This window comes from Pseudomonas sp. ERMR1:02 (assembly GCF_002277815.1).
Taxonomy (GTDB): domain Bacteria; phylum Pseudomonadota; class Gammaproteobacteria; order Pseudomonadales; family Pseudomonadaceae; genus Aquipseudomonas.
On the sequence record NZ_NKJI01000006.1, the window covers coordinates 314,098 to 340,466 of the forward strand.

Annotated in this window: 27 protein-coding genes and 2 pseudogenes; 16 read left to right on the forward strand and 13 right to left on the reverse strand. The window is 59.1% G+C overall.

What is annotated here, in order from left to right; all coding sequences use genetic code 11:
• The first annotated feature begins 159 nt into the window (after positions 1-159).
• Together CES87_RS14225 and tldD are read left to right on the forward strand one after the other, a co-directional pair.
• Positions 160-1,014: a carbon-nitrogen hydrolase family protein gene (locus CES87_RS14225; RefSeq protein ID WP_128606600.1), complete on the forward strand. Its 855-nt coding sequence runs from the start codon at positions 160-162 to the stop codon at positions 1,012-1,014.
• Positions 1,015-1,026: 12 nt separating this feature from the next.
• Positions 1,027-2,469 (forward strand): metalloprotease TldD, encoded by a 1,443-nt coding sequence (gene tldD / locus CES87_RS14230; RefSeq protein ID WP_128606601.1) that lies wholly within the window; start codon positions 1,027-1,029, stop codon positions 2,467-2,469.
• A gap of 93 nt (positions 2,470-2,562) precedes the next feature.
• Here the strand turns inward: tldD and yjgA are convergent, their stop codons facing one another.
• Entirely contained in the window at positions 2,563-3,087 is a 525-nt protein-coding gene (yjgA, locus tag CES87_RS14235) for a ribosome biogenesis factor YjgA (RefSeq protein ID WP_008018722.1), read from the reverse strand.
• A gap of 108 nt (positions 3,088-3,195) precedes the next feature.
• Here yjgA and pmbA point away from each other — a divergent pair, with 108 nt between their 5' ends.
• Positions 3,196-4,542 carry a metalloprotease PmbA gene (gene pmbA, locus CES87_RS14240; RefSeq protein WP_128606602.1) on the forward strand — a complete coding sequence of 449 codons (1,347 nt, stop codon included), beginning with the start codon at positions 3,196-3,198 and terminating at the stop codon, positions 4,540-4,542.
• A gap of 372 nt (positions 4,543-4,914) precedes the next feature.
• Here pmbA and CES87_RS14245 read toward each other — a convergent pair whose 3' ends face one another.
• From CES87_RS14245 to CES87_RS14290, 10 genes and pseudogenes are all read right to left on the reverse strand, one after another.
• Positions 4,915-5,190: an HPr family phosphocarrier protein gene (locus tag CES87_RS14245; protein WP_008018720.1), complete on the reverse strand. Its 276-nt coding sequence runs from the start codon at positions 5,188-5,190 to the stop codon at positions 4,915-4,917.
• A 15-nt stretch (positions 5,191-5,205) separates the two neighbouring features.
• A complete protein-coding gene (gene rapZ / locus CES87_RS14250; RefSeq protein ID WP_128606603.1) occupies positions 5,206-6,063 on the reverse strand; it encodes an RNase adapter RapZ in 858 nt (285 codons plus the stop codon).
• Between the two features lie 2 nt (positions 6,064-6,065).
• Positions 6,066-6,530 (reverse strand): PTS IIA-like nitrogen regulatory protein PtsN, encoded by a 465-nt coding sequence (ptsN, locus tag CES87_RS14255; protein WP_128606604.1) that lies wholly within the window; start codon positions 6,528-6,530, stop codon positions 6,066-6,068.
• A 12-nt stretch (positions 6,531-6,542) separates the two neighbouring features.
• The gene (gene hpf, locus CES87_RS14260) at positions 6,543-6,851 is read right to left on the reverse strand and encodes a ribosome hibernation-promoting factor, HPF/YfiA family (protein ID WP_128606605.1); all 309 of its coding nucleotides are present in this window, start codon (positions 6,849-6,851) and stop codon (positions 6,543-6,545) included.
• A 74-nt stretch (positions 6,852-6,925) separates the two neighbouring features.
• Positions 6,926-8,419: an RNA polymerase factor sigma-54 gene (locus tag CES87_RS14265; RefSeq protein WP_128606606.1), complete on the reverse strand. Its 1,494-nt coding sequence runs from the start codon at positions 8,417-8,419 to the stop codon at positions 6,926-6,928.
• Between the two features lie 185 nt (positions 8,420-8,604).
• Entirely contained in the window at positions 8,605-9,330 is a 726-nt protein-coding gene (lptB, locus tag CES87_RS14270) for an LPS export ABC transporter ATP-binding protein (protein WP_128606607.1), read from the reverse strand.
• Positions 9,330-9,877 (reverse strand): annotated as a pseudogene (gene lptA / locus CES87_RS14275) (lipopolysaccharide transport periplasmic protein LptA). The gene lptB and the pseudogene lptA overlap by 1 nt, the downstream one beginning before the upstream one ends.
• Positions 9,864-10,436 (reverse strand): LPS export ABC transporter periplasmic protein LptC, encoded by a 573-nt coding sequence (gene lptC / locus CES87_RS14280; RefSeq protein ID WP_128606608.1) that lies wholly within the window; start codon positions 10,434-10,436, stop codon positions 9,864-9,866. Before lptC ends, lptA begins: the two are co-directional and overlap by 14 nt.
• A 7-nt stretch (positions 10,437-10,443) precedes the next feature.
• Positions 10,444-10,968, reverse strand: coding sequence for an HAD family hydrolase (locus tag CES87_RS14285; protein WP_128606609.1), 525 nt, complete (start codon positions 10,966-10,968; stop codon positions 10,444-10,446).
• Complete coding sequence (locus CES87_RS14290; RefSeq protein WP_128606610.1) at positions 10,969-11,943, reverse strand: KpsF/GutQ family sugar-phosphate isomerase; 975 nt, start codon at positions 11,941-11,943, stop codon at positions 10,969-10,971.
• Positions 11,944-12,217: 274 nt separating this feature from the next.
• Between CES87_RS14290 and CES87_RS14295 the strand changes: the two genes are divergently transcribed.
• The 10 genes from CES87_RS14295 to hisC all read left to right on the forward strand — a co-directional run bounded on the left by CES87_RS14295 (position 12,218) and on the right by hisC (position 20,171).
• Positions 12,218-13,027: an ATP-binding cassette domain-containing protein gene (locus tag CES87_RS14295; protein ID WP_128606611.1), complete on the forward strand. Its 810-nt coding sequence runs from the start codon at positions 12,218-12,220 to the stop codon at positions 13,025-13,027.
• The gene (gene mlaE, locus CES87_RS14300) at positions 13,027-13,824 is read left to right on the forward strand and encodes a lipid asymmetry maintenance ABC transporter permease subunit MlaE (protein ID WP_128606612.1); all 798 of its coding nucleotides are present in this window, start codon (positions 13,027-13,029) and stop codon (positions 13,822-13,824) included. Before CES87_RS14295 ends, mlaE begins: the two co-directional genes overlap by 1 nt.
• Positions 13,824-14,291, forward strand: coding sequence for an outer membrane lipid asymmetry maintenance protein MlaD (mlaD, locus tag CES87_RS14305; protein WP_128606613.1), 468 nt, complete (start codon positions 13,824-13,826; stop codon positions 14,289-14,291). The genes mlaE and mlaD overlap by 1 nt, the downstream gene beginning before the upstream one ends.
• 10 nt (positions 14,292-14,301) lie before the next feature.
• Positions 14,302-14,955, forward strand: a complete 654-nt coding sequence (locus CES87_RS14310; protein WP_128606614.1) for a phospholipid-binding protein MlaC — start codon at positions 14,302-14,304, stop codon at positions 14,953-14,955.
• Entirely contained in the window at positions 14,952-15,257 is a 306-nt protein-coding gene (locus CES87_RS14315) for a lipid asymmetry maintenance protein MlaB (RefSeq protein WP_128606615.1), read from the forward strand. The genes CES87_RS14310 and CES87_RS14315 overlap by 4 nt, the downstream gene beginning before the upstream one ends.
• 114 nt (positions 15,258-15,371) lie before the next feature.
• Positions 15,372-15,611 (forward strand): BolA family protein, encoded by a 240-nt coding sequence (locus CES87_RS14320; RefSeq protein WP_128606666.1) that lies wholly within the window; start codon positions 15,372-15,374, stop codon positions 15,609-15,611.
• Between the two features lie 22 nt (positions 15,612-15,633).
• Positions 15,634-16,899 carry a UDP-N-acetylglucosamine 1-carboxyvinyltransferase gene (gene murA / locus CES87_RS14325; RefSeq protein ID WP_128606616.1) on the forward strand — a complete coding sequence of 422 codons (1,266 nt, stop codon included), beginning with the start codon at positions 15,634-15,636 and terminating at the stop codon, positions 16,897-16,899.
• 129 nt (positions 16,900-17,028) lie between these two features.
• The gene (hisG, locus tag CES87_RS14330) at positions 17,029-17,664 is read left to right on the forward strand and encodes an ATP phosphoribosyltransferase (RefSeq protein ID WP_008018703.1); all 636 of its coding nucleotides are present in this window, start codon (positions 17,029-17,031) and stop codon (positions 17,662-17,664) included.
• 126 nt (positions 17,665-17,790) lie between these two features.
• Positions 17,791-19,116 carry a histidinol dehydrogenase gene (gene hisD / locus CES87_RS14335; protein WP_128606617.1) on the forward strand — a complete coding sequence of 442 codons (1,326 nt, stop codon included), beginning with the start codon at positions 17,791-17,793 and terminating at the stop codon, positions 19,114-19,116.
• 2 nt (positions 19,117-19,118) lie between these two features.
• Positions 19,119-20,171, forward strand: a complete 1,053-nt coding sequence (gene hisC / locus CES87_RS14340) for a histidinol-phosphate transaminase (protein WP_128606618.1) — start codon at positions 19,119-19,121, stop codon at positions 20,169-20,171.
• A 122-nt stretch (positions 20,172-20,293) separates the two neighbouring features.
• Here the strand turns inward: hisC and CES87_RS14345 are convergent, their stop codons facing one another.
• Positions 20,294-21,055 carry a DUF4198 domain-containing protein gene (locus CES87_RS14345; protein ID WP_128606619.1) on the reverse strand — a complete coding sequence of 254 codons (762 nt, stop codon included), beginning with the start codon at positions 21,053-21,055 and terminating at the stop codon, positions 20,294-20,296.
• 87 nt (positions 21,056-21,142) lie between these two features.
• Complete coding sequence (gene algW / locus CES87_RS14350; protein ID WP_128606620.1) at positions 21,143-22,303, reverse strand: Do family serine endopeptidase AlgW; 1,161 nt, start codon at positions 22,301-22,303, stop codon at positions 21,143-21,145.
• 102 nt (positions 22,304-22,405) lie between these two features.
• On the opposite strand from algW, the gene CES87_RS14355 reads away from it, so the two are divergent.
• The 3 genes and pseudogenes from CES87_RS14355 to cysN all read left to right on the forward strand — a co-directional run bounded on the left by CES87_RS14355 (position 22,406) and on the right by cysN (position 26,251).
• Entirely contained in the window at positions 22,406-23,164 is a 759-nt protein-coding gene (locus CES87_RS14355) for a Nif3-like dinuclear metal center hexameric protein (RefSeq protein ID WP_128606621.1), read from the forward strand.
• A 263-nt stretch (positions 23,165-23,427) separates the two neighbouring features.
• The gene (gene cysD, locus CES87_RS14360; RefSeq protein ID WP_010463281.1) at positions 23,428-24,345 is read left to right on the forward strand and encodes a sulfate adenylyltransferase subunit CysD; all 918 of its coding nucleotides are present in this window, start codon (positions 23,428-23,430) and stop codon (positions 24,343-24,345) included.
• 8 nt (positions 24,346-24,353) lie between these two features.
• Positions 24,354-26,251, forward strand: a pseudogene (cysN, locus tag CES87_RS14365) (sulfate adenylyltransferase subunit CysN).
• The last annotated feature ends 118 nt before the right edge of the window (positions 26,252-26,369 follow it).

Genomic DNA, 26,369 nt, shown 5'->3' on the forward strand with positions numbered 1-26,369 from the left:
ATGGAGTAGCATGGCCCCTACGGTGCCGCCTATTCCTGTAGGAGCGAGCTTGCTCGCGATGGACGCGAACGATGAAGCGTGCTGCCTGGTTGAATGCGGTGTCATGACATTCTTCGCGAGCAAGCTCGCTTCTACAGGTCTGTATTAAGGATTAAGTCCATGTCTGTTGCGGTGATTCAAATGGTCAGCCAGAGCGATGTGCTGGCCAACCTGGCCCAGGCCCGTCGTCTGCTTGAACAGGCTGCGGCCGCGGGTGCCGTGCTAGCCGTGCTGCCGGAAAATTTCGCCGCCATGGGCCGGCGGGATATTGCCGATATTGGTCGTGCCGAAGCACTGGGAGAAGGTCCGATCCTGCCCTGGTTGAAACAGACCGCACGTGACCTCAAGTTATGGATAGTGGCCGGCACCTTGCCCTTGCCGCCGGTGGATCAACCGACGGCCAAAGTGCATGCCTGCTCGTTGCTGGTCAATGATGAGGGCGAAATGGTGGCGCGCTACGACAAGTTGCATCTGTTCGACGTGGACGTGGCTGACAATCGTGGCCGTTATCGGGAATCCGATGACTATGCTTATGGCAGTGGAGTCGTGGTTGCGGACACGCCGGTAGGGCGAGTCGGCCTGACGGTCTGTTATGACTTGCGTTTCCCTGAGCTATACAGCGAATTGCGTGCTGCCGGCGCGGAACTGATTACCGCACCGTCGGCCTTTACCGCCGTGACCGGCGCTGCGCACTGGGACGTGCTGATTCGCGCGCGGGCCATCGAAACCCAGTGTTATGTGCTCGCGGCCGCCCAGGGTGGGACGCATCCGGGGCCGAGGGAGACCTGGGGCCATGCGGCTATCGTCGACCCATGGGGGCGTGTGTTGGCGCAACAGGATCAAGGCGAGGCCGTGCTGTTGGCCGAACGTGACAGCAGCGAACAGGCGTCCATCCGGGCGCGGATGCCGGTGTCCAGTCACCGGCGCTTTTTCTCGCAGGGCGCCCAGCGACCTGCATCAGAACGACGAATTTAAGGCGTAAAGCATATGAGCGAGTTGTTGTCCTCAGTCAGTGAACACCTCCTGGCGCCCGGCGGCGTAACGATCGAAAGCCTGCAAGGTGTACTCGGCGATCTGGCCGGCCCGGGTATCGATGCTGCCGACCTGTATTTCCAGGGGCAGATCTCCGAGTCCTGGGCGCTGGAAGACGGGATCGTCAAGGAAGGCAGCTTCAACCTCGATCAGGGTGTGGGCGTGCGGGCGCAATCCGGTGAAAAAACCGGTTTTGCCTACAGTAACGCGATCACCCTGGAAGCCTTGGGCGCGGCGGCCCGTGCCGCCCGTTCGATTTCCCGCGCCGGGCAAAATGGCACAGTGCAAGCGTTCACCACTCAGGATGTTGCGCAGTTGTACGCGCCAGACAATCCTCTGGAAGTGCTGACCCGTGCCGAGAAAGTCGATCTGCTCAAGCGAGTCGATGCTGCCACTCGCGCGCTCGATACGCGAATCCAGCAAGTCACCGTGAGCATGGCTGGTGTCTGGGAGCGGATTCTGGTGGCGTCCACCGACGGTGGGCTGGCGGCGGATGTGCGGCCGTTGGTGCGCTTCAACGTCAGTGTGATCGTCGAGCAGAATGGCCGTCGCGAACGCGGGGGTCATGGCGGTGGCGGTCGGACCGATTACCGTTATTTCCTCGGTGAAGACCGTGCCATGAGTTATGCCCGTGAAGCGCTGCGTCAGGCGCTGGTCAATCTGGAAGCCATTCCTGCGCCGGCCGGTACCTTGCCGGTGGTACTCGGTTCCGGCTGGTCGGGCGTGCTGCTGCACGAAGCTGTCGGCCACGGTCTGGAAGGCGATTTCAATCGCAAGGGCAGTTCGGCCTATAGCGGGCGCATGGGCGAGATGGTTGCGTCCAAGCTTTGCACCATCGTCGATGACGGCACCCTGTCCGGTCGTCGTGGCTCCTTGAGCGTCGATGATGAAGGCACCCCGACCGAGTGCACCACGCTGATCGAAAACGGCGTGCTCAAAGGTTACATGCAGGACAAGCTCAATGCGCGCCTGATGGGCGTGGCCCGTACCGGTAACGGTCGCCGCGAATCCTACGCGCATCTGCCGATGCCACGCATGACCAACACCTACATGCTGGCCGGCGAAAGCGACCCGGCGGAAATCATCGCCTCGGTGAAGAGGGGTATCTACTGCGCCAACCTCGGCGGCGGTCAGGTCGATATCACCAGTGGCAAGTTCGTGTTCTCCACCAGCGAGGCGTATCTGATCGAAGACGGCAAGATCACTGCCCCGGTCAAAGGCGCGACATTGATTGGCAACGGCCCGGAGGCGATGAGCAAAGTGTCGATGGTCGGCAACGATCTGGCGCTGGACAGCGGAGTGGGGACGTGCGGCAAGGACGGGCAGTCGGTGCCGGTGGGTGTCGGCCAGCCAACGCTGAAAATTGATGCGATTACCGTGGGAGGCACGGGCGCATAAGATGACAGGCGTAGGAGCTGCCGCAGGCTGCGATCTTTGCTTTTTTCAAAGATCAAAAGATCGCAGCCTGCGGCAGATCCTACAGGGCGTTACTTAACGCAAACCGCGTTGAGTCTCGTCCAGCTCACGGATGTACTTGAAGATTTTACGGCTGGAAGCAGGAGGCTTGTTTTGCGCAACCTCGTGCTGGGCCTGACGGATCATGGAACGCAATTGCTGGCGATCGGCGTCCGGGTAGTCGACGACGAATTTTTCCAGAACGGCATCGTCACCGGCAATCAAGCGATCACGCCAGCGCTCCAGATTATGGAAGCGCTCGTTGTACTGGCGAGTGGAGGCATCGAGTTGATCGAGCAAAACCAGAATGGCGTCAGTGTCCTGATCGCGCATCAGTTTGCCGATGAACTGAAGGTGCCGTTTACGCGCGATATTCGCGGTGTGCTTGGGCGCATCGGCCAGGGCCCGGCGCAGGGCGTCGGTCAAGGGCAGTTTTGCCACCAAGTCAGGCTTGAGTGTTGTAAGGCGCTCGCCAAGGTCAACCAGAGCATGCAGCTCGCGTTTAACCTGGGATTTGCTTTTTTCTCCCGTATCGAGGGAGTCGTCGTAAGAATCAACCATGGTGGCCGTCCGCAAGAAAACGCCGCCATGATAACCAGTCGGGGGCCGCTTGTCCGGCCCGGTCGCTCGATGACCGTTACCGAAAGCAGAATTTGAGTGGAGAACAGCATGAGTGCAGTTGAAAGCGTCGGCCCACAAGCATTGCCGGCACTGCAAGAGCAAGTCGAGCAGATCATCGCTGAAGCCAAGCGCCAGGGTGCCAGTGCCTGTGAAGTGGCGGTGTCCCTGGAACAGGGGCTGTCGACCTCGGTACGCCAGCGTGAAGTCGAAACAGTCGAATTCAACCGCGATCAGGGCTTTGGCATCACCTTGTACGTGGGCCAGCGCAAGGGCTCGGCCAGCACATCGGCCAGTGGTCCGGACGCCATCCGCGAAACCGTCGCCGCCGCGCTAGCCATCGCCAAACACACCTCGGAAGACGAAGCCTCGGGCCTGGCGGATGCCGCGTTGATGGCTAGGGATCTGTTAGATTTCGATCTGTTCCACGAATGGGACATCACACCTGAGCAGGCCATCGAAAAGGCCTTGCTCTGCGAAGCCGCGGCATTCGATGCCGATGCAAGGATCAAGAACGCCGACGGCACCACTTTGAGCACCCATCAGGGCTGCCGTGTTTACGGCAACAGCCACGGCTTCATCGGCGGCTACGCTTCGACCCGACACAGCCTGAGTTGCGTGATGATCGCCGAGGCCGACGGCCAGATGCAGCGCGATTACTGGTACGACGTGAACCGTCAGGGCAATTTGCTGGCCGACCCGGTGAGCATCGGCCAGCGTGCTGCGCAACGCGCCGCGAGCCGCCTGGGCGCGCGTCCGGTGCCGACCTGCGAAGTGCCGGTGCTGTTTTCCGCGGAGCTGGCCGGTGGTTTGTTCGGCAGTTTCCTGTCGGCGGTATCCGGCGGCAGCCTGTATCGAAAATCGTCGTTCCTCGAAGGCACTTTGGGCCAGAAGCTGTTTCCGGAATGGCTGACCATCGACGAGCGTCCGCATTTGATGCAGGCCATGGGCAGTGCGGCGTTCGATGGTGATGGCCTGGCAACCTACGCCAAACCGTTTGTCGAAAAAGGCGTATTGGTGTCCTACATTCTCGGCACTTACTCCGGTCGCAAACTCGGGATGCCGAGCACTGCGAATGCCGGCGGTGTGCACAACCTGTTCGTCACCCACGGTGATGAAGATCAGGCTGCCTTGCTGCGCCGCATGGGGCGCGGCCTGCTGGTCACCGAACTGATGGGCCAGGGCCTGAACATGGTGACCGGCGATTACTCCCGCGGCGCGGCGGGGTACTGGGTGGAGAACGGCGAAATCCAGTTTGCGGTCCAGGAGGTGACCATCGCCGGCAACATGCGCGATATGTTCAAGCAGATCGTAGCCGTGGGTAATGACCTGGAACTGCGCAGCAACATTCGTACAGGTTCGGTATTGATCGAGCGGATGACAGTCGCTGGCAGCTAACCGCCAGCCGCTGCACAAAAAGGCGCGCCACCCATCGGGTGGCGCGCCTTTTTTATGATCGCTACGCCGTCCCCTGTGGGAGCGGGCTTGCTCGCGAAGGCGGCGTATCAGCCAACCCATCTGTTGAAGGTGATGGCCTCTTCGCGAGCAAATCGAATCGTCGTCAGGCTTGGTCGAGCCGGTATTCGCCCGTTGGATACAGCGTTGGGCTGAAGGGCGGACGCAGATTTTGTAGCAGCTGGCGCAGCCTGCGTCCGGCTGCGGAGCAGTCGTAAAATCAGGCAATGTGGTGTGTCAGGCAGATCGCGGTTGCAGGATTTACGACTGCTGCGCAGCCGGACGCCGCCTTCGGCGGCTGCTACAGGGCGAGCATTACTCGCCTTCGTCGAAGTAGTTGTTGATCAACGCCACCAGCGCATCCATCGCTTCCTGTTCCTGCTCGCCTTCCGTGCTCAGATGGATTTTGGTGCCCTTGCCGGCGGCGAGCATCATCATGGCCATGATGCTTTTACCGTCGACGGTGGATTCCGGCGTGCGTCCTACCCTGATCGTGCAATCCTTGAATTGGCCGGCAACCCCAACGAATTTTGCAGACGCCCGGGCATGCAGGCCCAGTTTATTGATGATTTCGATTTCCAGAGCAGGCATCGCGATGTGAATCCTTTAGCTGAGGTCGCGGTGGCGGACCTGGACGTTCTTCAGGGATTGTTGCAGGGTCTGGCCCAGGCGTTCCGTCAGGTAGACAGAGCGGTGATGCCCGCCAGTGCAACCGATGGCAATAGTGACATAGGCACGGTTACTGGCAGCAAAGCGGGGTAACCATTTGAGCAGATAGGTGGAGATATCCTGGTACATCTCTTCGACATCCGGCTGGGCCGCCAGATACTCGGCAACCGGTTGATCGAGTCCGGACTGCGCGCGCAACTCCGGCTTCCAGTAGGGATTGGGCAGGCAGCGCACATCGAACACCAGGTCGGCGTCCACCGGCATGCCTCGCTTGAAACCGAAGGACTCCACCAGGAACGCTGTACCGGGCTCCGGCTGGTTCAGCAGGCGCAACTTAATTGTATCGCGCAGCTGATACAGGTTCAGGTTGGTGGTATTTACTTTGAGATCCGCCAGGTCGGCAATGGGGCCGAGCAGGTTCGTTTCATCGTTGATCGCCTCTGCAAGCGAACGATTGGCGTTGCTCAGCGGATGGCGGCGTCGGGTTTCCGAAAAGCGTTTGAGCAGGGTCTCTTCGTCGGCATCCAGATACAGGACATCGCACTGGATGTGACGGCTGCGGACTTCTTCCAGCAGCTCCGGGAACCGCGACAAATGACTTGGCAGGTTGCGGGCATCGATGGATACGGCAACCAGTGGTTGTGACAGCTCGGTATGAATCAACGCGCGTTCGGCCAGTTCCGGCAGCAACCCGGCAGGCAGGTTGTCGATGCAGTAGTAGCCGTTGTCCTCAAGAACATCAAGGGCGGTACTTTTACCTGAGCCGGAGCGGCCGCTGACGATGATCAAGCGCATGATTAGTGCCCGTTTTGCTCGTCCAGGACAACCTGATACAAGGCTTCATTGCTCGGGGCGCTGCGCAGTTTGTCGCGCACGTCCTTGCGGTCGAGCATGCTGGCGATCTGGCGCAACAACTCAAGGTGCGCATCGGTAGCGGCTTGCGGGACCAGTAACACGAACAGCAGGTCAACCGGGGCGCCGTCGATAGCGTCGAAATCGATAGGGGCGTCCAGGTGCATCAAGGCACTGATGGGCGAGTCGCAACCCTTGAGACGACAGTGAGGAATGGCGATGCCGTTGCCAAAACCGGTGGAGCCGAGTTTTTCGCGGGCAATCAAAGCTTCGAAGACATCTTGCATCTCCAGATCCGGCACTTCGCGATGGATGAGGTTGGCAATTTGCTCGAGGGCTTTCTTTTTGCTGCCGCCCGGCACGTTCACCAGGGAACGGCCGGGGGTCAGGATACTTTCAAGTCGGATCATGGGTTGGGAGTGTTAACGACCGGTAGCGCCCTGGAGGAGGCTCAGGGTCTTTTCCTTATGCTTTTTGAGTTGTTTATCCAGCTTGTCAGTCAGTGCGTCGATCGCCGCGTACATATCAGTATGTTCCGCGTTGGCGACCACTTCATTGCCGGGAATATGCAGCGTGGCTTCGATTTTCTGCTTCAGCTTTTCGACTGTCATCGTGACCTGCACGTTGGTGATCTTGTCGAAATGTCGCTCTAATCGTTCGAGTTTTTCGCCGATGTAGGTGCGAAGAGGTTCGGTCACTTCCAGTTGGTGTCCACTGATGTTGACTTGCATACAGCTTCTCCTTCGTTGCCAGTGCATAAAGCGGTAGATCAGATGATCTACCACTGGAACGCTGTGGCGTGGCTCTACATCAACCGCTTACGTTCGCTCGAAGGCGCGATCCCCAGAGATTCGCGGTACTTGGCGACGGTGCGGCGAGCCACCTGAATGCCTTGTGCCTCCAGTAAACCAGCGATCTTGCTGTCACTCAACGGCTTTTTCTGATTTTCCGCAGCAACCAGTTTTTTGATGATCGCGCGTATCGCCGTGGACGAGCATTCGCCGCCTTCGGAGGTGCTGACGTGGCTGGAAAAAAAGTATTTCAGTTCATAGATGCCCCGAGGGGTATGCATGAATTTCTGTGTGGTCACCCGCGAGATCGTCGATTCGTGCATGCCAACCGCTTCAGCGATGTCATGCAGGACCAGCGGCTTCATGGCTTCATCGCCGTACTCCAGGAAGCCGCGCTGATGCTCGACGATCTGGGTGGCTACTTTCATCAGGGTTTCGTTGCGACTTTGCAAACTCTTGATGAACCAGCGGGCTTCCTGCAACTGATTGCGCATGAATGTGTTGTCGGCGCTGGTATCGGCGCGGCGTACGAAACCGGCGTACTGGGCGTTGACCCGCAGACGTGGCACCGACTCCTGATTGAGCTCCACCAGCCAGCGCTCGTTGTCCTTGCGCACGATCACGTCGGGGACGACGTACTCGGCTTCGGTGGACTCGATCTGCGAACCTGGGCGCGGGTTGAGGCTCTGGACCAGTTCGATCACCTGGCGCAGTTCGTCTTCCTTTAGCTTCATACGGCGCATCAGCTGGCTGTAATCACGGCTGCCAAGCAGGTCAATGAAATCGGTGACCAGGCGCTTTGCTTCGGTCAGCCATGGCGTCTTGGCTGGCAACTGGCGCAACTGCAGCAGCAGGCATTCGCCCAGATTGCGGGCGGCGATGCCAGCGGGTTCGAATTGCTGGATGCGATGCAGGACGGCTTCGATTTCGTCCAGTTCGATGTCCAGTTCCGGATCGAAGGCTTCGAGGATTTCCTCGAGTGTTTCGTCCAGATAGCCCTGATTGTTGATGCAGTCGATCAGGGTCACGGCGATCAGGCGGTCGGTGTCGGACATCGGCGCCAGGTTCAACTGCCAAAGCAGGTGGCTTTGCAGGCTTTCGCCGGCCGATGTGCGAGTGGTGAAATCCCATTCGTCGTCATCGTTGCTCGGCAGGCTGCTGGCGCTTGTCTGGTAGACGTCTTCCCAGGCGGTGTCGACGGGTAGTTCGTTGGGGATGCGCTCGTTCCAGTCGCCTTCCTCGAGGTTATCAACCGTCGGCGCGCTTTCCTGGTAGGAGGGTTCCTGAATGTCGGTGTTGGGCTTCTGTTCAGCGTTGTCGGCCAAAGGGTCGGCGTTATCGAAGTCGTCGCCTTCTTCCTGGCGCTCGAGCATCGGATTGGACTCCAGGGCCTCCTGGATTTCCTGTTGCAGGTCCAGGGTCGACAATTGGAGCAGGCGGATGGCCTGTTGCAGCTGCGGTGTCATCGTCAGCTGCTGGCCCATTCTCAAGACTAGCGATGGTTTCATGGCAGGGGCTTAACACCTTATTCGCCGGCGCACATGCGCCATCCACTCTGGGGCGCCGGAGCGCCAAACATAAGCAAATTATATGCCCGAAGTTACAGGGTTTGCCTAGAGCGCCGTAACAATAAAAAAGTGTTGATTTTTTATCGAGACAAGCGCTCGGTCGACCAAGTCAGGCATCTCAGCGCTTACAGGCGGAACTCATGGCCCAGATACACTTCCTTGACCAGGTCATTGGCCAGGATGGTGTCCGAGTCGCCTTCGGCGATCAGCTGGCCATCGTTAACGATATAGGCGGTTTCGCAGATGTCCAGAGTTTCACGGACGTTGTGGTCAGTGATCAGCACGCCAATGCCCTTGGCCTTGAGGTGGTGGATGATCTGTTTGATGTCGCCCACTGAAATGGGGTCCACGCCGGCGAATGGTTCGTCGAGCAGGATGAATTTTGGGTTGGTCGCCAGCGCACGGGCGATTTCCACGCGGCGGCGTTCGCCACCGGAAAGGCTCATGCCGAGGTTGTCGCGGATGTGGCTGATGTGGAATTCCTGCAGCAGGCTCTCCAGTTCCTTGCGACGACCGGCCTTGTCGAGTTCCTTGCGGGTCTCGAGGATAGCCATGATGTTGTCGGCCACCGAGAGTTTGCGGAAAATCGATGCTTCTTGCGGCAGATAGCCAATACCGGCCTTCGCACGACCGTGCATTGGCTGGTGGCTGACGTCCAGGTCGTCGATCAGGACGCGGCCCTGATCTGCTCTTACCAAGCCGACAATCATGTAGAAACAGGTGGTTTTGCCGGCACCATTGGGGCCAAGCAGGCCGACGATCTGACCGCTGTCGATGGACAGGCTGACGTCACGCACGACCTGGCGGCTCTTGTAGCTCTTGGCCAGATGCTGAGCTTTCAGAGTTGCCATTACTGGGCCTTTTGCTCGTCGGTTTTCTTTTTCGGCTGGATCACCATATCGATGCGCGGACGCGCCTCGGTGACCTTGTTACCCGTCGCGCGACCGGCGCTCGCAAGCTTCTTGACCGTGTCATAGACGATTTTCTCGCCTTGGGTGTGTTGTTGTCCTTGTCGATGACTTTGGCGCGATCAATCAGTACGACGCGGTTCTGCGTGGCGTGGTACTGGATAGTCACTCCCCAACCCTGGACGGGCTTGGTGTCACCTTGGGTTTGCAGTTGCTCGAAGTAGGCCAGGTTGCCCACCGATGTCATTACGTCGATATCGCCCGCAGGGGTGCGGGTGATGGTCACGGTATTACCGGTCACCTTCATCGAACCCTGGGTAATGATCACGTCACCTTTATAGGTGGCAATGCCATTCTTGTCGTCCAGTTGGGCATCGTCGGCCTGGATGCGGATAGGCTGCTCTTGATCGTTTGGCAGAGCCCAGGCGCTCACGCTTCCCAGTGCTGCGCCCAGACTGAGCAAAATAGGGAGGGTTTTAACGAGCCTCATACTGTCCTCTTACGTTCGAAAGCAGGTGTATCCTGCTTTCTTTCAAATACGCTTTCATTCCAGTGCCAGTCGATACACCGCCAGCGCCGTCGATTCTAACGGGTTGCTCGGTCTGCGCATATTGCTGCTGCGGGAACACCGTCATGCGAGTGGTGGTGATCAGGGTTTTGCGGTTTTTCTCGTCGAAACGCGTGATGCGTACCGAATCGATCAGTTCGACCTGTGTGCCGTCCGGGTTGACTTCACCCTTCTCGCTCTGGACATGCCACGGGAATTCGGTGCCGCGGAACATGTTCAGGTCGGGATTGGTCAGCAATGTAACTTCGCTCGCTTTCAGGTGTTCTACCTTGTCCGAAGTCATCTCGTATTGCAGTTTTCCGTCCGGCAGGAACTGTACGCTGTGGGCGTTTGTGGCGTAATAGTCGATCGCGCTGTTGTCGACTTGCACAACCGGCTTGTCGAGGAAGCGTTCCGGGCTGATATTCCAGTAGCCGACCGCGGCGAAAATAGCCGCGATGCAACCGAACACCAGGAATTTGCGAAACTTTTTGCTCAGCATGTTTGGCTCACAGGTACGCGGCGTTGGCCGCATCGAGGCGGCCCTGGGCGCGCAGGATCAATTCGCAGAATTCGCGGGCGGCACCTTCGCCACCACGGGCCTGGGTAATGCCATGAGCGTGTTCACGTACGAAACTGGCAGCGTTGGCCACCGCCATGCCCAGGCCCACGCGGCGAATTACCGGCAGGTCAGGCAGGTCGTCACCCAGGTAGGCGACCTGTTCATAGCTTAGGTTGAGTTGGTCAAGAAGCTCGTCGAGCACTACCAGTTTGTCTTCGCGTCCTTGATACAGATGCGGGATGCCGAGATTCTTCGCGCGTCGCTCGACCACCGGGGTCTTGCGGCCGCTGATGATGGCCGTCTGCACGCCGGCGGCCATCAGCATCTTGATGCCCTGGCCGTCAAGAGTGTTGAACGTCTTGAATTCGCTACCGTCTTCGAGGAAGTAAAGGCGCCCGTCTGTAAGAACGCCGTCGACGTCGAAAACCGCCAGTTTGATCTGTTGACCACGTTGCAGCAGGTCGTTACTCATTTACATTACTCCGGCACGCAGCAAGTCGTGCATGTTCAAGGCGCCGACCGGGCGGTCTTCGCTGTCGACCACAACCAGCGCGTTGATTTTATGGTCTTCCATGATTTTCAGGGCCTCGGCGGCGAGCATCTCGGCGCGGGCGGTCTTGCCGTGGGCGGTCATGACCTGATCGATGGTGACACTGTGAATATCGATGGTGCGGTCCAGCGTGCGGCGCAAATCGCCGTCGGTGAAGATCCCGGCGAGCTTGCCATCGGCCTCAAGGATCACTGTCATGCCCAGGCCCTTGCGGGTCATTTCCATCAGCGCATCCTTGAGCAGGGTGCCGCGCTGAACCTGCGGCAACTCTTGACCTGCGTGCATGACGTTTTCCACTTTCAGCAACAGGCGTCGGCCCAGTGCGCCACCAGGATGGGAAAAGGCGAAGTCTTCGGCGGTAAATCCGCGGGCTTCCAGCAGTGCGACGGCCAGGGCATCGCCCATGACCAGCGCGGCGGTAGTCGAAGAGGTGGGCGCCAGGTTCAGCGGGCAGGCCTCATGCTCGACGTGAACATTGAGGTTGACCTCGGCGGCCTTGGACAGCGGCGAATCGGGATTGCCGGTCATGCTGATCAACTGAATGCCCAGGCGTTTGATCAGTGGCAGCAGGGTCACGATTTCATTGGTCGAGCCAGAGTTCGAGAGCGCCAGGATGATGTCGTCGCGGGTGATCATGCCCATGTCACCATGGCTGGCTTCAGCTGGGTGGACGAAAAATGCCGGGGTGCCGGTGCTGGCCAGGGTGGCGGCGATCTTGTTGCCGATATGCCCTGACTTGCCCATGCCGACCACGACTACGCGGCCTTTGCTGGCCAGAATCATCTCGCAAGCGCGTATGAAATCTGCGTCGATATGCGACAGCAAACCTTGTACGGCTTCCACTTCGAGGCGGATGGTGCGCTGGGCAGATTGAATCAGGTCGCTGGATTGGCTCATGTCAGAAATCATTTAGCCTGATGAAAAGGCGGCGATTATAACGGTTATGATCGAAACCCTCACGCAAGTTCGTCGCGCATCGTCATTCCCTGTTACCGAATCCTCTAAATGGAGCTTTTTGCTCGTCATGCCGCACAACTTGGTCCGGCAATGACCTTGGGCGCGTGGCGTTTGCAGTGATATAGTTCGCCGCCAGTTCGGCCCGCCCGGGAGGTATGTGCTTTCGTCAGAAAGTCAGGCGTCCGAGTGAGAGGCTGCATCGCAAGGAGTTTAGATGAGTGCCGATAACGCCTACGCGGTCGAGCTGAAGGGACTGTCCTTCAAGCGCGGTGCGCGCAGCATTTTCAATAACGTCGATATCCGTATTCCCCGCGGCAAGGTCACCGGCATCATGGGACCTTCCGGGTGTGGCAAGACTACGCTGTTGCGGTTGATGGGCGCACAGTTGCGACCTTCCAGGGGTGAAGTCTGGGTCAACGGTCAGAACCTGCCGAAGCTCTCGCGCAGTGATTTGTTCGATGCGCGCAAGCACATGGGCGTGCTGTTTCAGAGTGGAGCACTGTTTACCGATCTCGATGTGTTCGAGAACGTGGCTTTTCCACTGCGCGTTCACACCGAACTGCCCGAAGAAATGATCCGCGATATCGTCCTGCTCAAGTTGCAGGCCGTGGGTTTGCGGGGTGCTATCGACCTGATGCCCGACGAACTGTCCGGTGGCATGAAGCGTCGTGTCGCACTGGCACGGGCAATTGCGCTCGATCCGCAGATTCTCATGTATGACGAACCCTTTGTCGGCCAGGACCCTATCGCCATGGGCGTACTGGTGCGCCTGATCCGCCTGCTCAACGATGCGCTGGGTATCACCAGTATCGTGGTTTCCCACGACCTGGCCGAGACCGCGAGCATCGCCGATTACATCTATGTGGTGGGCGACGGGCAAGTCCTGGGGCAGGGTACGCCTGAAGAATTGATGAATTCGGACGAGCCGCGAATCCGTCAGTTCATGACCGGTGAGCCTGATGGTCCGGTCGCGTACCACTTTCCAGCGACGGATTACCGCGCAGATCTTCTGGGGAAGCGTTGATGCGCAAGATTTCACTATTAGAACGAGTGCGTCGCTTCGGTCACGCCGGCATTGATGTGCTGGCGGTGTTCGGACGTTCGACGCTGTTCCTGTTTCACGCGCTTATGGGTCGCGGCGGCATCGGTGGTGCTTTTGGTCTGCTGGTCAAGCAACTGCATTCCGTGGGTGTGATGTCGCTGGTGATCATCGTGGTCTCCGGCGTTTTCATCGGCATGGTGCTGGCGCTGCAGGGCTTCAATATCCTGTCCAGTTACGGTTCGGAGCAGGCGGTAGGGCAGATGGTTGCGCTGACACTGTTGCGCGAATTGGGGCCGGTGGTGACGGCTTTGCTGTTTGCCGGGCGTGCCGGTTCGGCGTTGACGGCCGAAATCGGCAACATGAAGTCCACCGAACAACTGTCCAGTCTGGAAATGATCGGGGTCGACCCGCTCAAGTACATCATTGCCCCGCGCCTTTGGGCCGGCTTCATTTCCCTGCCGGTGCTGGCGATGATTTTCAGTGTGGTGGGTATCTGGGGCGGCTCGTGGGTGGCCGTCGACTGGCTGGGTGTCTATGAAGGTTCCTACTGGTCGAACATGCAGAACAGCGTGACCTTCGCTGACGATGTGCTCAACGGCATCATCAAAAGCATGGTTTTTGCCTTCGTCGTGACCTGGATCGCCGTATTTCAAGGCTATGACTGCGAGCCCACTTCCGAGGGGATCAGTCGTGCCACTACCAAGACCGTGGTGTATGCCTCTCTGGCTGTGCTCGGCCTGGACTTTATTCTGACCGCCTTGATGTTTGGAGATTTCTGATGCAAAACCGCACCCTGGAAATCGGTGTCGGCCTTTTCTTGCTGGCTGGCATCCTGGCTTTGCTGTTGCTGGCGCTGCGGGTCAGTGGCTTGTCCCCGAGCCCGAGCACCGACACCTATAAACTTTATGCGTATTTCGACAATATCGCCGGATTGACGGTCAGAGCTAAAGTGACCATGGCCGGTGTGACCATCGGCAAGGTCACAGCGATCGATCTGGATCGCGACAGTTTCACCGGTCGAGTGACCATGCAGCTGGAAAAGCGCGTAGATAATCTGCCGGCCGACTCCACTGCATCTATCCTGACCGCTGGCCTGTTGGGCGAGAAGTACATCGGGCTTAGCGTGGGCGGGGAAGAAACCCTGCTCAAGGATGGCGGGACTATTCATGACACGCAGTCGTCGCTGGTGCTTGAAGACCTGATTGGTAAGTTTCTTCTCAATACCGTTAGCAAAGAAGCCAAATGAGGATTGTTAAATGATCTCTACCTTGCGACGTGGCCTGTTGGTGTTGCTCGCGGCCTTGCCGTTGGTGGCTAACGCAGTGGCGGCGCCTTCCGCGCACGAGCTGGTACAGGACACCACCAACCGTATGCTGGCCGATCTGGCAGCCAACAAAGAGAAGTACAAACAGGATCCGAAGGATTTTTATGCGGCGCTGAACAGCATCGTCGGGCCTGTTGTGGATGCCGAGGGCATTTCGAAAAGCATCATGACGGTCAAATACTCGCGCAAAGCCACGCCTGAGCAAATGAAGACCTTTGAAGAAAACTTCAAAAAGGGTCTGTTCCAGTTCTATGGCAATGCCTTGCTCGAGTACAACAACCAGGGCATCACTGTTGATCCTGCCAAGGACGAGTCGGGCGACCGGACGAGCGTCGGCATGACCGTCAAGGGCAGCAGCGGCGCGATCTACCCCGTGTCCTACACCCTGGAAAAGGTCGGTGGCGAGTGGAAGCTGCGCAACGTCATCATCAACGGCATCAACATCGGCAAGCTGTTCCGCGATCAGTTCGCCGATGCGATGCAGCGCAATGGCAACGACCTGGACAAGACCATCAATGGTTGGGCCGGGGAGGTTGCCAAGGCCAAGGAAGCCACCGACAAGAAGCCAGGGCAGCAAGCCCAATGAGTGAGTCGGCCGTTCAGATGGGCGAAGCTGGCGAGCTGCGGCTCAGCGGTGTGCTGGATTACCGCACCGGCCCTGGTCTGCGCGAGCAGGGGCAGGCGCTGATCAAGGCGAGTAATGCCGCGGCACTGGTGGTCGATTGTTCAGCGGTGACGAAGTCCACCAGCGTCGGTCTGTCGTTGTTGCTGTGCTTCATGCGCGATGCGCAGGCGACCGGCAAGGCGCTGAGCATCCGAGGGATGCCAGAAGACATGCGCGAAATCGCTCAGGTCAGTGAGCTGACGGAGCTGTTGGCGCATCCCTAACCCGCATCGATAAATAAGCCCCCCGTCAGAGTCCTGCTCCGCGGGGTTCGCAGGCGCGGGGCTTTTTTGTATGATGTCCGACCCGCGCGCACATGGCGCCGATTGAGGTTGAGCATGCAGGCCGTAGAAGTGAAAAGCTTCCTTGAAGCAAAGCTGCCAGGAACGAAGGTGGAAGTTGAGGGCGAAGGCTGCAATTTCCAGCTGAACGTGATTAGCGATGAACTGGCGGCATTGAGCCCGGTCAAGCGCCAGCAGCAGATCTATGCCCATTTGAACCCATGGATCACCGATGGCAGCATCCATGCGGTCACTATGAAATTTTTCAGCAGCGCGGCCTGGGCCGAGCGCACCTGAGCCCAAGGGCGTCGAGATTCTTATGGATAAATTGATTATTACTGGCGGTGCTCGTCTTGACGGCGAAATCCGCATCTCCGGGGCAAAGAACTCTGCCCTGCCGATCCTGGCCGCCACGCTGCTGTGCGATGGTCCGGTGACCGTTGCCAACCTGCCACACCTGCACGACATCACCACCATGATCGAATTGTTCGGTCGCATGGGGATCGAGCCGGTGATCGACGAGAAACTGTCCGTCGAAATCGACCCACGCACCATCAAGACCCTGATCGCTCCGTACGAACTGGTTAAAACCATGCGTGCGTCGATTCTGGTACTGGGCCCGATGGTTGCCCGTTTCGGTGAAGCCGAAGTTGCGCTGCCTGGCGGTTGCGCCATCGGTTCGCGTCCGGTTGACCTGCACATCCGTGGCCTGGAAGCCATGGGCGCGGTCATCGACGTCGAAGGCGGCTACATCAAGGCCAAGGCCCCTGAAGGCGGCCTGCGCGGTGCGCACTTCTTCTTCGACACCGTCAGCGTGACCGGTACCGAAAACATCATGATGGCCGCTGCGCTGGCCAAGGGCCGCAGCGTTCTGGCAAACGCCGCTCGCGAACCTGAAGTCGTCGACCTGGCGAATTTCCTGAACGCCATGGGCGCCAAGGTTTCCGGCGCTGGCACCGACACCATCACCATCGATGGCGTTGAGCGTCTGCACACCACCACTTACAAAGTGATGCCTGACCGTATCGAAACCGGCACCTACCTGGTTGCCGCTGCCGTGACCGGCGGTCGCGTGAAGGTCAAGGATACCGATCCAACCATCCTCGAAGCCGTTCTGGAAAAGCTTCGTGAATCAGGCGCTGAAATTACCTGCGGTGAAGACTGGATCGAGCTGAACATGCACGGCAAGCGGCCTAAAGCCGTCAACGTGCGGACCGCTCCGTACCCGGCGTTCCCGACCGACATGCAGGCGCAGTTCATCTCCCTCAACGCCATTGCCGAAGGCACCGGTGCGGTGATCGAGACGATCTTCGAAAACCGCTTCATGCACGTTTACGAACTGCACCGCATGGGCGCCAAGATCCAGGTCGAAGGCAACACTGCCATCGTCACCGGTACCGAAAAGCTCAAGGGCGCGCCAGTCATGGCCACCGACCTGCGTGCTTCGGCCAGCCTGGTGATCTCGGCGCTGATCGCCGAAGGCGACACCCTGATCGACCGCATCTACCACATCGACCGTGGTTACGAGTGCATCGAAGAGAAACTGCAGATGCTGGGCGCCAAGATCCGTCGCGTTCCGGGCTAGTTTCTGCTGCATGGGCATAAGGACATGCCCGTTGAATTGTTCGAAGTCGAGGGTGGTTGACACCCTCGATGTGTGTCCGGCGCCGTTTGCGTCCGGGCATGAGTACCTTGATAAGGACTGACGTTTCCCATGCTGACTATCGCACTGTCCAAGGGCCGCATCCTTGACGACACCCTGCCGCTTCTGGCTGAAGCGGGCATCGTGCCGACCGAGAATCCGGACAAGAGCCGCAAGCTGATCATTCCCACGACCCAGGAAGATGTACGCCTGCTGATCGTGCGTGCCACCGACGTGCCGACTTACGTCGAGCATGGCGCCGCCGATCTTGGCGTCGCCGGTAAAGACGTGCTGATGGAATATGGCGGCCAGGGCCTGTACGAGCCTCTGGACCTGCAAATTGCCCAGTGCAAACTGATGACCGCCGGCAAGGTCGGCGCGGTCGAGCCCAAGGGCCGCCTGCGTATCGCGACCAAGTTCGTCAATGTTGCCAAGCGCTACTACGCCGAACAGGGCCGCCAGGTCGACATCATCAAGCTGTACGGCTCTATGGAGCTGGCGCCGCTGATCGGTCTGGCCGACAAAATCATCGATGTGGTCGACACCGGCAACACGCTGCGGGCCAACGGCCTGGAGCCACAGGATTTCATTGCTGCCATCAGCTCTCGCCTGATCGTCAACAAAGCTTCGATGAAAATGCAGCACGCCCGTATCCAGGCGTTGATCGACACCCTGCGCAAGGCAGTGGAGTCTCGACACCGCGGCTGATTCACTTGCGCGACCGCAAGGCGCGCCCGTCTATCCGCCTCATAGCCAGAATTCTCAGGTGCCCAAGCGGAAACGACTGCTAAGTTAGGGCGCCTGAGTTTTTGCCAATTCTATGAGGCTCTCGCTATGACCGCACCGACTGCAATTCGCCGACTCAACGCTGCTGACCCGGATTTCGCACATCATCTGGATCATCTGCTGAGCTGGGAGAGTGTGTCTGACGACTCGGTCAATCAGCGAGTGCTGGAGATCATCAAAGCCGTGCGCGAGCGTGGCGATGCGGCGCTGGTGGAATTCACCCGTCAGTTCGACGGGCTGGACGTCGCGTCCATGGCTGACCTCATCCTGCGGCGCGAACGCCTGGAACTGGCGCTCACGCGCATCACCGTGCCTCAGCGCGAAGCCCTGGAAAAAGCCGCGGCGCGCGTGCGCAGCTACCACGAAAAGCAGAAACAGGATTCCTGGAGCTACACCGAAGCAGACGGCACTGTGTTGGGCCAAAAGGTCACGCCGCTGGATCGCGCCGGTCTGTACGTGCCGGGCGGGAAGGCATCGTACCCGTCGTCGGTACTGATGAACGCGATCCCGGCCAAGGTCGCAGGCGTGACCGAAGTGGTCATGGTAGTGCCAACGCCGCGTGGTGAAATCAATGAACTGGTGCTCGCTGCGGCCTGCATCGCCGGCGTCGACCGCGTGTTCACCATCGGCGGCGCTCAAGCCGTTGCCGCGCTAGCCTACGGTACCGAAAGCGTGCCGAAGGTCGACAAAGTAGTGGGCCCGGGCAACATCTACGTGGCCACCGCCAAACGTCACGTGTTTGGCCAGGTCGGTATCGACATGATCGCAGGTCCGTCGGAAATTCTCGTGGTGTGTGACGGCAAGACCGACCCGGACTGGATCGCCATGGACCTGTTCTCCCAGGCCGAGCACGACGAAGACGCACAGGCGATTTTGGTAAGCCCGGATGCTGCGTTTCTCGACCAGGTTGCCGCAAGTATTGCCAAACTGCTACCGACCATGGAACGCGCCACCATCATCGAAACCTCGATCAATGGCCGTGGGGCGTTGATTCAGGTGCGTGACATGGAGCAGGCCATCGAAGTCGCCAATCGCATCGCGCCGGAGCACCTGGAGTTGTCGGTCGCTGACCCACAAGCCTGGTTGCCACAGATCCGTCACGCTGGCGCAATCTTCATGGGTCGTCACACCTCTGAAGCCCTCGGTGACTACTGCGCAGGTCCTAACCACGTACTGCCAACTTCCGGCACCGCACGGTTCTCTTCGCCACTGGGTGTGTACGACTTCCAGAAACGCTCGTCGATCATTTTCTGCTCCGAGCAAGGCGCGTCGGACCTGGGCAAAACCGCTTCCGTGCTGGCTCGCGGCGAGTCGCTGACCGCCCACGCCCGCAGCGCCGAATACCGCATCATTGACGAAAAGCAGGGGAACTGATCATGAGTAAATTCTGGAGCCCGTTCGTCAAGAATCTGGTGCCTTACGTACCTGGCGAGCAGCCGAAACTGGCAAAACTGGTGAAGCTCAACACCAATGAAAACCCGTACGGGCCATCGCCGAAAGCCTTGGCGGCGATGCAAACCGAACTGAACGACAACCTGCGCCTGTACCCTGATCCGAACAGCGACCTGCTGAAAAACGCAGTCGCCAAGTACTACGGTGTACAGAACAATCAAGTCTTCCTCGGCAACGGTTCCGACGAAGTTCTGGCACACATTTTCCACGGCTTGCTGCAGCATGATCAGCCGCTGCTGTTCCCGGACATCAGCTACAGCTTCTATCCGGTTTACTGCGGGTTGTACGGCATCAAGTTCGATGCTGTGCCGCTGGACGAGCAGTTCCAGATCAACCCGGCGGACTACGCCAAACCGAATGGCGGGATCATCTTCCCCAACCCGAACGCTCCGACTGGTTGCCTGTTGGCGCTGGACGCCGTTGAGCAGATCCTCAAGGCCAGTCCCGATTCGGTGATCGTGGTGGATGAGGCTTACATCGACTTTGGTGGGGAAACGGCGATCACTTTGGTGGACCGTTATCCGAACCTGCTGGTGACGCAGACCCTGTCCAAATCCCGTTCGCTGGCCGGCTTGCGGGTCGGCCTGGCGGTAGGGCATCCCGACCTGATCGAAGCGCTGGAGCGAATCAAGAACAGTTTCAACTCCTATCCGCTGGATCGCATGGCGAATGTCGGTGCTGCGGCGGCGTTCGAGGATCGTGAGTATTTCGACAAGACGTGTCGTCTGGTGATCGAAAACCGTGAATGGGTCATCACGCAGTTGCAGGCCAAGGGTTTTGAAGTGCTGCCGTCGGCGGCGAACTTCATTTTTGCGCGTCATCCGAAGCACGATGCGGCGGGTCTGGCGGCGAAACTGCGCGAGCAAGGTGTGATCGTCCGGCACTTCAAGCAGGAGCGGATCGCGCAGTTCCTGCGGATCAGCATTGGCACGCCTGAGCAGAATCAGGCGCTGATCGACGGCCTCGGCGACCTATAAACCGCTTTCGCGAGCAAGCCCGCTCCCACACTTGAACTCTGTCGGACACATATTCTGTGTTCACTAGAGATCAAATGTGGGAGCGGGCTTGCTCGCGAATGGAGCACCACCGACTTGAAGCCTTATTCGTGATGCGGTTCGCCCAGGAACGTCAGCGAACTGAACAATCCGCGACTGCTCACGTCAGCGCTGTCTGTCACTGGCACTTCCACCTGCGCCGAAATCACATTTAACCCTTCATTACGCACCAGCACCTGCGCCCGACCATCAGCATCGGTCTCGGTACTCAAGGTGTTCGGCGCGTTGCGATAGTCGCCAACCAACTTCACGCCCGCCGCCGGTTTGCCATCCAGTAGCACGCGGACCGGTAGCGAGTTGCCCGGCCCGACGGTCAGTGGATCAACCTCGGGCAGTATCAGCAACTTCAGCTGATCAAGTTTCGGCAGCTTCGCCCCCGGCTGATCAATTGCCAGGCTGTACTTGAACGTCTGTGTCGATTCGATCGCCCCCGGCACTTTGCTGCGCCCTTCGTTGATCCACTTCTTGTCCGCGGTTTGCGACCACATGCCGTTATCCAGCGCCACGGCCATCACCGCCGGTGGTTTCAGTGGTTGCAGGCGTGCGTGATCGGCCAGGCGCTGAACCGTCACCGGAATCATTTTTCCGTTGCCGTCATAGGCCCAGGCGCCGCTGATTTTTTTCGCTTTGAAAGCGTTGTCCTCAGCGCCGTGGCCGTAGACCACTTCGATGTTGCCGCGGCGTTCTTCGGTCCACAGGCCATGGGCCGAGACCTGTGTGGCGAACAGCAGGCCGAGCAGGGCCAGGGGGTTCAGAGGGTAAAAAAGCCTGGCGCAGGCGAGAGATGCATTTGTTCGAGACGACATGTTATGTTGTTCCAATTGCTAGAATTGAAACAATATAACATGTCTAATGAGAATGTCTTCCAATAGCTCGAGATTCTCGAGCCAGGCTTAGTTCTCTTCTTTTTCCTTGACCGGCGCGGGCGGTGGACGCAAGCCGATTTCCGCCGTGAGCTTGAGTTCCTTGCCGTTGCGTATCACCTGGACCGTGACCTTATCGGTTGGTTTGATACGTGCGACCTGGTTCATCGAACGGCGGCCATCACCGGCCGGTTCACCATCGATGGAGAGGATCACGTCGCCCAATTGCAGGCCGGCTTTCTGCGCTGGACCATCACGGAAAATCCCCGCGACGACGATGCCCGGACGCCCCGACAGGCCGAACGATTCCGCCAGTTCCTGGCTCAGCGGTTGCACCTCGATACCCAGCCAGCCGCGAATCACCTGGCCGTGCTCGATGATCGACTTCATCACCTCCATTGCCAGTTTGATCGGGATCGCAAAGCCGATGCCCTGTGAGCCGCCGGACTTGGAGAAAATCGCGGTGTTAATGCCCGTCAGGTTGCCGCTGGCGTCTACCAGCGCACCGCCAGAGTTACCGGGGTTGATCGCGGCGTCGGTCTGAATGAAATCTTCGTAGTTGTTCAGGCCCAGCTGATTACGCCCGGTGGCACTGATGATGCCCATGGTCACGGTCTGGCCGACGCCGAACGGGTTGCCGATGGCCAGCGCGACATCGCCGATGCGGATATTGTCGGAGCGGCCGACAGTGATCGAAGGAAGATTTTTCAAGTCGATCTTCAATACCGCGAGGTCGGTTTCCGGGTCGCTGCCGATCACCCGGGCCAGGGTTTCACGACCGTCCTTGAGTGCTACTACGATCTGATCTGCGCCGGTGGTCACGTGGTTATTGGTCAGGATGTAACCTTCGGGGCTCATGATCACGCCGGAACCGAGGCTCGACTCCATCCGTTTCTGCTTGGGCGAGTTGTCGCCGAAGAAACGCCGGAACTGCGGGTCTTCAAACAGTGGATGGTTGGGTTTGTTGATGACTTTGGTGGTGTACAGGTTCACCACCGACGGCGCGGCGGTGATCACCGCGTCGGAATAGGACACCGGACCTTGCTGCATGCTCGTGGTTTGTGGGGCTTGTTGCAGATTGACGTCGAGGCTTGGAAGCCCGACCCACTGCGGGTAACGCTGGATGATTAACAGAGCGACAAGCACGCCGGCCAACAACGGCCAGCCGGAAAAACGCAGCGCCTTGAGCATTAAGCACGTCCTGAAAGGTTGCAGGCGGTTAGGGACCGCCCATAATGTCGCGCATTATACGAGGCCGCGCGTGCCTCTGAACGGGATATTTAGGAGTCTTTTATGGCCGTCGCCCTGAGCACACTCGTCGAAGAAGCCGACCGTTACCTGAACAGTGCAAAGATTGCCGATTATTGCCCCAACGGCCTGCAGGTCGAAGGCCGGCCGCAGGTGATGCGCATCGTCAGCGGCGTCACCGCCAGCCAGGCCTTGCTTGATGCCGCGGTTGAAGCCAATGCCGATCTGGTGCTGGTGCACCACGGCTACTTCTGGAAGGGCGAAAACCCGTGCATTACCGGCATGAAGCAACGCCGGCTGAAGACTCTGCTCAAGCACGACATCAGCCTGTTGTCCTACCACCTGCCGCTGGATCTGCACCCGGAGGTTGGCAACAACGTGCAGTTGGCACGTCAGCTCGACATCACCGTCGAAGGCCCGCTGGATCCCGACAACCTGAAAATCGTCGGTCTGGTCGGCTCGTTGAGCGAACCGGTGACGCCTCGGGATTTCGCCCGCCGCGTGCAGGAGGTCATGGGCCGCGAGCCGTTGCTGATTGAAGGCAGCGCGATGATTCGCCGCGTCGGCTGGTGCACCGGTGGCGGCCAGGGCTATATCGATCAGGCGGTCCTGGCCGGTGTCGATCTGTATCTCAGCGGCGAAGCGTCCGAACAAACCTTCCACAGCGCCCGTGAAAACGACATCAGCTTCATCGCCGCCGGTCACCATGCCACCGAGCGCTATGGCATTCAGGCGCTGGGGGATTACCTGGCGCGGCGGTTTGCTCTTGAGCACATTTTTATCGATTGTCCGAATCCCATCTGACTGCCGCACCTTGATCCTGTAGGAGCGAGCATGCTCGCGATGAACCTGAGTACGCCGCTGGCTGTCAGGATTCCCGCGTTATCGTTGACGACCATCGCGAGCATGCTCGCTCCTACAGGGGGCGATTGCACCCAAACGCGGAGGCATATTCATATGCCCTTTCGATCTAGCTGGCGTCCTGATTAGAAGAGGGTCGCTGTGCTAGGATTCCCCGCTCGAACACGGCCCGCTGGCCGTTCCTAAGAAAGATTTCGTGAGTAGCCATGGTCGACAAACTGACGCATCTGAAACAGCTGGAGGCGGAAAGCATCCACATCATCCGCGAGGTCGCCGCCGAGTTCGACAACCCGGTGATGCTGTACTCCGTCGGTAAAGATTCCGCCGTAATGCTGCACCTTGCACGCAAAGCATTCTTCCCGGGCAAACTGCCGTTCCCGGTAATGCACGTCGACACCCGGTGGAAGTTCAAGGAAATGTACGCGTTCCGCGACCGCATGGTCGAAGAACTCGGCCTGGATCTGCTGGTGCACGTCAACCCCGATGGCGTGGCGCAGGGTATCAATCCGCTGACCCACGGCAGTGCCAAGCACACGGACATCATGAAGACCGAAGGCCTCAAGCAGGCCCTCGACAAGTACGGCTTCGATGCCGCTTTCGGTGGCGCCCGCCGCGACGAAGAGAAATCCCGTGCCAAAGAGCGCGTGTATTCCTTCCGCGACACCAAGCACCGCTGGGATCCGAAAAACCAGCGTCCAGAGTTGTGGAATGTCTACAACGGCAACGTCAACAAGGGTGAATCGATCCGCGTTTTCCCATTGTCGAACTGGACCGAACTGGACATCTGGCAGTACATCTACCTCGAAGGCATTCCGATCGTGCCGCTGTATTTCGCCGCCGAACGCGACGTCATCGAGATGAATGGCACCTGGATCATGATCGACGACGAACGCCTGCTCAATCACCTGAGCGATGAAGACAAGGCGCGTATCGTCAAGAAGAAGGTCCGCTTCCGTACGCTTGGCGACTACCCGCTGACCGGTGCGGTCGAGTCCGAGGCCACCAGCCTGACCGACATCATTCAGGAAATGCTCCTGACGCGAACTTCCGAACGCCAGGGCCGGGTCATCGATCACGATGGCGCAGGCTCGATGGAAGAAAAGAAACGTCAGGGTTATTTCTAAGGGTTGTCATGTCGCACGTATCTGATTTGATCAGCGAGGACATCCTCGCCTACCTGGGCCAGCACGAACGCAAGGAAATGCTGCGCTTTCTGACCTGTGGCAACGTCGACGACGGCAAGAGCACCCTGATCGGGCGCCTGCTGCACGACTCCAAAATGATCTACGAAGATCATCTGGAAGCCATTACCCGCGACTCGAAAAAGTCGGCACCACGGGCGAAGACATCGATCTGGCATTGCTGGTCGACGGCTTGCAAGCCGAGCGTGAGCAGGGCATCACCATCGATGTCGCGTACCGCTATTTCTCCACCGCCAAGCGCAAATTCATCATCGCCGACACCCCTGGCCATGAGCAGTACACCCGCAACATGGCCACCGGTGCGTCCACCTGTGACCTGGCGATCATCCTGGTCGACGCCCGTTACGGCGTGCAGACCCAGACCCGTCGCCACAGCTTCATTGCCTCGTTGCTCGGCATCAAACACATCGTGGTCGCCATTAACAAGATGGACCTTAACGGCTTCGATGAAACGGTTTTCGAGTCGATCAAGGCCGATTACCTGAAGTTCGCCGAGGGCATAGCCTTCAAGCCGACCACCATGGCTTTCGTGCCGATGTCGGCACTCAAAGGCGACAACGTGGTGAACAAGTCCGAGCGTTCGCCGTGGTACACCGGCCAGTCGCTGATGGAAATTCTGGAAACCGTCGAAATCGCCAGCGACCGCAACTTCACCGACCTGCGTTTCCCGGTGCAGTACGTCAACCGTCCCAATCTGAACTTCCGTGGTTTCGCTGGCACACTGGCCAGCGGTATCGTGCACAAGGGCGACGAAGTCGTTGTGCTGCCGTCGGGCAAAAGCAGCCGCGTGAAATCGATCGTAACTTTCGAAGGTGAGCTCGAGCACGCCGGTCCAGGTCAGGCTGTCACGCTGACCATGGAAGACGAGATCGACATCTCCCGTGGCGACTTGCTAGTGCACGCCGACAACCAGCCGCAAGTGACCGACGCCTTCGACGCCATGCTGGTGTGGATGGCGGAAGAGCCGATGCTGCCGGGCAAGAAATACGACATCAAGCGCGCCACCAGTAACGTGCCGGGTTCGATCACCAGCATTGTCAACCGCGTTGACGTGAACACCCTGGAAGAAGGTCCGGCCAGTTCGTTGCAGTTGAACGAGATTGGTCGGGTCAAGGTCAGCCTCGACGCGGCTATCGCGCTGGACGGTTACGCGAGCAACCGCACCACCGGTTCGTTCATCGTTATCGACCGTTTGACCAACGGCACCGTCGGCGCCGGCATGATCGTCGCGCAACCGGTGGCGCATGGCACCAGCACGCACCACGGTAAACTGGCCCACGTCGCCACCGAAGAACGCGCACAGCGCTTCGGCCAGCAACCGGCGACCGTGTTGTTCAGCGGCCTGTCGGGCGCGGGCAAAAGCACCCTGGCCTACGCCGTTGAACGCAAGCTGTTCGACTTGGGCCGTGCGGTGTTCGTGCTCGATGGCCAGAACCTGCGTCACGACCTGAACAAAGGTCTGCCACAGGATCGCGCCGGGCGTACCGAGAACTGGCGTCGTGCCGCGCACGTGGCGCGTCAGTTCAACGAAGCCGGTCTGTTGACCCTCGCGGCGTTCGTAGCACCAAGTGCCGAAGGTCGTGAACAAGCCAAGGAACTGATCGGCAAGGAGCGTCTGGTGACGGTCTACGTCCAGGCCTCGCCGACGGTCTGCGCCGAGCGTGATCCACAAGGTCTGTACGCGGCGGCCGGGGATAACATCCCGGGCGAGTCTTTCCCGTACGACGTGCCGCTGGATGCCGATCTGGTGATCGACACCCAGTCCGTGTCGCTGGAAGAAGGCGTCAAGCAAGTGCTGGAATTGCTGCGCAAGCGTGGCGCGATCTAAGCGCTAGCCGGTAAAAGAAACCCGCCGATGAGTGATCATCGGCGGGTTTTTTTGTGTCCGGTAGGGCGCCTTCGCGGGCAAGCCTCGCTCCTACTGAAGCACCACAATCCGTAGGAGC

Bases quoted from the DNA above. Each gene is read 5' to 3' on its own strand.
- CES87_RS14345 (WP_128606619.1), bottom strand. From the start codon at position 21,055: ATGTCGTCTCGAACAAATGCATCTCTCGCCTGCGCCAGGCTTTTTTAC.
- mlaE (WP_128606612.1), top strand. From the start codon at position 13,027: ATGCGCAAGATTTCACTATTAGAACGAGTGCGTCGCTTCGGTCACGCC.
- hisC (WP_128606618.1), top strand. From the start codon at position 19,119: ATGAGTAAATTCTGGAGCCCGTTCGTCAAGAATCTGGTGCCTTACGTA.
- CES87_RS14315 (WP_128606615.1), top strand. From the start codon at position 14,952: ATGAGTGAGTCGGCCGTTCAGATGGGCGAAGCTGGCGAGCTGCGGCTC.
- CES87_RS14285 (WP_128606609.1), bottom strand. From the start codon at position 10,968: ATGAGTAACGACCTGCTGCAACGTGGTCAACAGATCAAACTGGCGGTT.
- CES87_RS14290 (WP_128606610.1), bottom strand. From the start codon at position 11,943: ATGAGCCAATCCAGCGACCTGATTCAATCTGCCCAGCGCACCATCCGC.
- hpf (WP_128606605.1), bottom strand. From the start codon at position 6,851: ATGCAAGTCAACATCAGTGGACACCAACTGGAAGTGACCGAACCTCTT.
- lptC (WP_128606608.1), bottom strand. From the start codon at position 10,436: ATGCTGAGCAAAAAGTTTCGCAAATTCCTGGTGTTCGGTTGCATCGCG.
- mlaD (WP_128606613.1), top strand. From the start codon at position 13,824: ATGCAAAACCGCACCCTGGAAATCGGTGTCGGCCTTTTCTTGCTGGCT.
- CES87_RS14225 (WP_128606600.1), top strand. From the start codon at position 160: ATGTCTGTTGCGGTGATTCAAATGGTCAGCCAGAGCGATGTGCTGGCC.
- tldD (WP_128606601.1), top strand. From the start codon at position 1,027: ATGAGCGAGTTGTTGTCCTCAGTCAGTGAACACCTCCTGGCGCCCGGC.
- cysD (WP_010463281.1), top strand. From the start codon at position 23,428: ATGGTCGACAAACTGACGCATCTGAAACAGCTGGAGGCGGAAAGCATC.
- CES87_RS14310 (WP_128606614.1), top strand. From the start codon at position 14,302: ATGATCTCTACCTTGCGACGTGGCCTGTTGGTGTTGCTCGCGGCCTTG.
- hisG (WP_008018703.1), top strand. From the start codon at position 17,029: ATGCTGACTATCGCACTGTCCAAGGGCCGCATCCTTGACGACACCCTG.
- pmbA (WP_128606602.1), top strand. From the start codon at position 3,196: ATGAGTGCAGTTGAAAGCGTCGGCCCACAAGCATTGCCGGCACTGCAA.
- ptsN (WP_128606604.1), bottom strand. From the start codon at position 6,530: ATGATCCGACTTGAAAGTATCCTGACCCCCGGCCGTTCCCTGGTGAAC.
- algW (WP_128606620.1), bottom strand. From the start codon at position 22,303: ATGCTCAAGGCGCTGCGTTTTTCCGGCTGGCCGTTGTTGGCCGGCGTG.
- murA (WP_128606616.1), top strand. From the start codon at position 15,634: ATGGATAAATTGATTATTACTGGCGGTGCTCGTCTTGACGGCGAAATC.
- yjgA (WP_008018722.1), bottom strand. From the start codon at position 3,087: ATGGTTGATTCTTACGACGACTCCCTCGATACGGGAGAAAAAAGCAAA.
- rapZ (WP_128606603.1), bottom strand. From the start codon at position 6,063: ATGCGCTTGATCATCGTCAGCGGCCGCTCCGGCTCAGGTAAAAGTACC.
- CES87_RS14245 (WP_008018720.1), bottom strand. From the start codon at position 5,190: ATGCCTGCTCTGGAAATCGAAATCATCAATAAACTGGGCCTGCATGCC.
- lptB (WP_128606607.1), bottom strand. From the start codon at position 9,330: ATGGCAACTCTGAAAGCTCAGCATCTGGCCAAGAGCTACAAGAGCCGC.
- CES87_RS14355 (WP_128606621.1), top strand. From the start codon at position 22,406: ATGGCCGTCGCCCTGAGCACACTCGTCGAAGAAGCCGACCGTTACCTG.
- CES87_RS14320 (WP_128606666.1), top strand. From the start codon at position 15,372: ATGCAGGCCGTAGAAGTGAAAAGCTTCCTTGAAGCAAAGCTGCCAGGA.
- hisD (WP_128606617.1), top strand. From the start codon at position 17,791: ATGACCGCACCGACTGCAATTCGCCGACTCAACGCTGCTGACCCGGAT.
- CES87_RS14265 (WP_128606606.1), bottom strand. From the start codon at position 8,419: ATGAAACCATCGCTAGTCTTGAGAATGGGCCAGCAGCTGACGATGACA.
- CES87_RS14295 (WP_128606611.1), top strand. From the start codon at position 12,218: ATGAGTGCCGATAACGCCTACGCGGTCGAGCTGAAGGGACTGTCCTTC.